The 4,977-nt window shown below is 56.5% G+C and carries 3 protein-coding genes and 1 pseudogene; 3 read left to right on the top strand and 1 reads right to left on the bottom strand.

What is annotated here, in order from left to right; translation table 11 throughout:
* The first annotated feature begins 583 nt into the window (after positions 1-583).
* Both A3722_RS02050 and A3722_RS02045 read left to right on the top strand, forming a co-directional pair.
* Complete coding sequence (locus tag A3722_RS02050; RefSeq protein WP_009827227.1) at positions 584-1,993, top strand: complex I subunit 4 family protein; 1,410 nt, start codon at positions 584-586, stop codon at positions 1,991-1,993.
* Positions 1,993-3,357: an NADH-quinone oxidoreductase subunit N gene (locus A3722_RS02045; protein ID WP_009827228.1), complete on the top strand. Its 1,365-nt coding sequence runs from the start codon at positions 1,993-1,995 to the stop codon at positions 3,355-3,357. Before A3722_RS02050 ends, A3722_RS02045 begins: the two co-directional genes overlap by 1 nt.
* Before the next feature lie 119 nt (positions 3,358-3,476).
* Here the strand turns inward: A3722_RS02045 and A3722_RS02040 are convergent, their stop codons facing one another.
* Entirely contained in the window at positions 3,477-4,118 is a 642-nt protein-coding gene (locus A3722_RS02040) for a TorF family putative porin (RefSeq protein ID WP_037954961.1), read from the bottom strand.
* Positions 4,119-4,562: 444 nt separating this feature from the next.
* Between A3722_RS02040 and A3722_RS02035 the strand changes: the two are divergent.
* A pseudogene (locus tag A3722_RS02035) lies at positions 4,563-4,778 on the top strand (helix-turn-helix domain-containing protein); the annotation flags it as partial.
* Positions 4,779-4,977: the final 199 nt, after the last annotated feature.

Raw genomic sequence — 4,977 nt, 5'->3', positions numbered from 1 at the left:
GCGCTCTGGTACGATGAACCGGGCTGGAACTGCCCTTACGAAGCCCGCGCGGCCGTCGGTCGGCTTGCGCCTCTTCAGCACCTATCAGTGCGCTGGCGGGCTCTGACGCTGGTGATCTTGCATGATCTCTTTGGAGCAGATCTGGTGCCCGGCGCAGTCGTGCCGGAGGCCGCCCTCGTCCTGTTCCGGCGTGCCGCCCCATTGCCGTGGCTCACGGATGGGCGAGATCCACGGAACGGCAAAGGAAAGCGCGCAGTTGAAGCTGGAGCGGAACGAGTCCACAGGTTGAGCAAGAGGCCTGTCCACCGGTAAATGGAAATTTCCTCGACGAGAGGGGGGATTTTGGCCGAATCCACCCATGAAACTAAAACGACAACCCATGTTTTTGAGCATATCATTTTTACGTCCGATAATGTAAACTTATTGGACATAATGGAGAACGACAAGATGGGGCGCTTAGGGCGCTATTTTGTGGCCAAAAGCGCCGCAACGCGGTAGGAATTACGCATGACATTTGCCAATGCCCGACCTCTCGCAGACCTCGACATGCTAATGCGAATTCCCGACTGGGTCACCTCTAAGCATGGTGAAACCTCTGAAGATGTGGCGTTTTTGTCAGGTGCCGCATTGTCACATCTGCACGGGTATCGTATTCATGCTCACGCTTGTGATCTGGTCGCGCGGCACTATTGCGGGCGGTTTCGCCCAGATTGAGGAACTCGCGTGGATACCGGCCATTGGTGCCGCTTATCGGTTGGGACTGGACGGGTTGAGCCTGCCGTTGGTGTTGCTCACGTCGTTGCTGTTCTTTTTGTCAGCGATCTACTCGGCGCGGATCAGCGATCGTGCGCCAAGCTATGTTGTGTTGATGCTTATGCTCGAAACGGCCGCACTTGGCACGTTTATGGCGCTTGACGGACTGCTGTTTTATGTTTTTTTCGAGGTCTCGCTGGTAGGCATGTATTTCATGATCGCCGGATGGGGATATGAAGACCGACAGCGCGCCGCGCTGATGTTCTTTATCTATACGTTGCTGGGGTCGTTGCCGCTGTTGCTCGCGATTATCGGGTTGTATCTGAGCAGTGGCACCTTCGACATGCGCGTCTGGATCGACATGCCACCTCTGACAGGCATTGCGGCGATGCTTGCGCTGATTGCGATGCTGTTTACCTTCGCAGTCAAGATACCGGCCTTTCCGGTGCACACTTGGCTACCTGCCGCACATGTTCAGGCACCCACGGCGGGCAGCGTGATCCTGGCCGGTGTGATGCTGAAATTCGGCACTTACGGACTGGTACGCTTTGCTTTGCAAATGACGCCTGAGGCATTTGCGCAAGCCGGTCAGGTAATCCTAGCGGTGGGGGTGGTCAGCGCGCTGTACGGGGCCTTCGCCGCACTGGCACAGTCTGATCTGAAAAAAATGATTGCCTACACGTCGATTAACCACATGGGCTATGTCGTGATGGGTGTGGCGGTGGCCGCGCTTACCGTTGATTTGCGTATCCGCACAATTGCATTGGACGGTGCGACTTTGCAGATGGTCAGCCACGGTCTGGTGACAGGCGCGTTGTTCTTTTTGCTGGGCATGTTGCAGGACCGCGCCCACAGCCGCGATATGAGTGAATTTGGTGGTCTGCTGGGCCGTGTGCCGTGGTTGGGCTGGTCGTTCATCCTGATGGCGTTCGCTTCACTTGGTTTGCCGGGGTTGGCGCATTTCCCTGCAGAGTTTCAGGTGTTTCTGGCGACCCTGAATACCGCTCCATGGGCGATCATAGCTATCCTTGCCATCGTGGTAACCGCAGGCCTGTATCTGCGCGCCATCGCCGCCGTGTTCCTTGGCTCCGAGAACGAGAAATGGCTGGAAATGCGCGATCTAGACCGCAGGGAGAAGCTGGTGATTGTGCCTCTTTTGATTCTGACGGTGCTGGTCGGTGTGGCCCCCGGCTGGTTGATCGATATGATCCACACAACTATGGCAAGCCTGAGCTTCTGATGGGGCGCGAACTTTCTTTTCTGATCCCTGAGCTTTTGCTGGCATCTGTGGCCATGTTGATGATCGTGGCCGAGATGGCGCGCGCGGCGCGGCTGGTTCTGGTCCTCGGGCTGGCGGGGCTGACGGCGGCAACGCTGCTGACATTGCCGGTCCTGCACGCCGACACAACCGTGTTCAGCGGCACTTACCGGATCGACCTGATTTCGGGCTGGGCCAAGCTGATCCTGCTGCCTGGCACAGCGTTGGCGCTGTTGATGGCGCGCGCCGAAATCGCCGGACAGGAGCGCGAGGGCAGCGTCTATGCGCTGATCTGCCTTGTTACTCTTGGGGCGCTGACGCTGTCCGGTGGCGGCGACACAATGCTGCTTGTATTGGGTGTGGTACTGACGGGCTTAGGCTCTTTTGCGCTGGTGGCTTTCCCGCGCGATGATGCGGCGACAGAGGCCGCGATGAAATATCTTGTTTTCGGGGCTGTCACCGGATCCGTGATGATCTACGGGCTGAGCTTTTGGTTCGGGGGCGTGGGATCGACGCTGTTCTCGGACCTCGCGGCGCTGGAGGACAAGCCGCTGATCGCCATTGCGGGCCTGGTCGCAGTGATCATCGGCCTCGGCTACAAAGCTGGGCTTGTGCCGTTTCACTTCTGGGCACCTGACGCCTATGACGGGGCGCCGGTTTCCATTGCCGCCTACCTGTCGGTTATCACCAAGCTCGCGGCAATCTTTGCCTTTGCGCAGGTGCTGCGCGACATGCCCGTCGGCAGCGCTTGGCCACTGGTGATCGCAATGATCGCAGCGATCACAATGACCTATGGCTATCTGACAGCGTTGGTACAGACCAATCTGGTGCGGCTGATCGCTTATTCTTCGATCGCCCAATCTGGGTATTTCTTGCTCGGCATTGTGGCACTCGGCGCCAGCCCACTTGCGGTCCCGGGGATTATCATCATGGGTGCCGCATATGTCGCAATGAACCTGGGTGCTTTTGCCATTGTGATGATAGCTGGACGCACCCTTGTCGACATGCGCGGTTTTGGCCGCAATCGACCAATTATGGGGCTGTCGATGGTGATATTCCTTCTGTCGCTCACCGGCATCCCGCCGCTGTTTGGATTTGTCGGCAAAGTCTATCTGTTCACCTCTGCAGTTGAGGCAGGGTTCCTTTGGCTTGCGGTGATCGGCATCCTGAATTCCGTGCTGGCGCTTGGTGTTTATCTGCGCATCGTGGTGCCGATGTATCAGACCGCAAGCTCAAAAACCGGCATGGACACCCCGTCACCACACGCCCTGCTTGTTGTCGTGGCGACGGTCACTGTCCTGATTACCCTGTCTATGGGGGCATTTGCGGGGCTGTTGCCCAGTTGATCGCAAACCTTCAATGTGGTTCATGCATAACCGACATGGATCATCAAATTTTGACAGCGCAACGCAAAGCGCCGCGTCCAGCAAAAGCCGGATACGGCGCTTTGTCCGTCTTGGAAAACTTAGCGCAGGCTGAATTCGGTGGTCAGCGATACAATCAACAATCCGTCACTGATACTGGTGTCATGCCATGACGCGTCAATGCCAAAGTTATCGGAGATCGCATAGCTGCCACCGACACTCCAGTAGTCGTGTCCCCCATTGCTGATCGTGCCGTAGTTGGCTGAAGCACCAAATTTGTCATCGAATGCGTAGTCGATCGAGACGCTTGAATTAACGTAATCCGCAACGGGGTCATGCGCAAACCGAAGGCCGACATCCAGCGGATCCAGTACGGAGTACCCCAATGACAGGATGACCTCTCCGCAGCAGTCATTGCTCGGGTTGCGATAATAGTATCGGGTATATCCCAGATCGTAGTTGAACTTGCCGACTTCATTGCGATAGCCCAGATAGAGGTCCACCTCAACAGAACTGCCAACAATTGATCTGGCAGTGTTTGACGCCCAGACGCCTGCATAAAAACCTTCGTACTCGGCCTCCGCCCAAGGCTGGAACGCCGCGCCGGTAGTCTGTTCAATGCCGTTGAAAACATATCGGCTGGTGAGGGTTGCGCCTGCGGACAGACTTAATTCCTGAGCCATTGTCACGCCGGGTAAGCCCAGACCGATGACGACGGCGGAAGTCGCAAAAATAGATCGCATCATTTTTCCTTACTGGAAGATTTTCCTGCTGCACTGTAACGACGAAAATCCGCCCGCCGGAAGCAGGGCGCCCGCATTTTTGTAACACCTGATTCAATTTTGAACACCGTTACGGGTCGTTGCCCAAAATTGACGCGAAAAAAAACGGGCAACGATTATTCCACTGTAACGAAGTGGCGCTTATGGCGTCTGATATATGTACCCTTAGTGTCAGGAGGCCCAAATAGACCAGACAACAACCAAAACCGAACCATCTGAAGTTGAAACCGCCAAAGGCGGAGGATGCTGCGGTGGAAACAAGGCCAGCCAGGTTGCAGATGCCCCAGCGGCATCACAGGCATCCGTCAAAACACCTGCTGCAAAATCCGGTGGCTGCTGTTGTAGCTAGTGTTCTCCACCTGACAGGAGATTCCCATCGGCAACGTGATGTGCCATATTTGAGGCATGAGACGCCATGACATCTGCCTTTACCTTGGCCCCGCCGACCGTACTGAGCTTCAAGCCCTGATCAGCAACCGCAACACTGCGCGCAAGCTTGTCTGGCGGGCCGAGATCGTCCTGGCCACAGCGGACGGTCATGGCACGTTCGAGATTATGCGACGCGCGGGCACGTCGAAACCCACGGTCTGGCGCTGGCAGCAGCGGTATCTCGATGAGGGGTGGATTCCGGCTGAGTGCAGAATGACACCCTAAGGCATTTTGAGGACGCGGCTTCCGTATTCACGCAGATTTCCGTTTGGATCTACGTATCGATAGAGCGTAACAGGCTTGATCCCCAACTCCTTGCAGAGATCACTAACAGACGTGTCGCGATTGGCCATGGCGGCTTGCGCCATACGGACCTGCGCTTTTGTCAGCG

This window comes from Sulfitobacter sp. HI0027, assembly GCF_001634775.1.
In the GTDB taxonomy this organism is placed as follows: Bacteria; Pseudomonadota; Alphaproteobacteria; order Rhodobacterales; family Rhodobacteraceae; genus Sulfitobacter.
The sequence above is the reverse complement of the archived record's forward strand: the minus strand, read 5'-3'. Positions and strand labels throughout refer to the sequence as shown.

Coding starts and splice junctions, on each gene's coding strand:
- A3722_RS02050 (WP_009827227.1), top strand. CDS start 584: ATGGTGAAACCTCTGAAGATGTGGCGTTTTTGTCAGGTGCCGCATTGT.
- A3722_RS02040 (WP_037954961.1), bottom strand. CDS start 4,118: ATGCGATCTATTTTTGCGACTTCCGCCGTCGTCATCGGTCTGGGCTTA.
- A3722_RS02045 (WP_009827228.1), top strand. CDS start 1,993: ATGGGGCGCGAACTTTCTTTTCTGATCCCTGAGCTTTTGCTGGCATCT.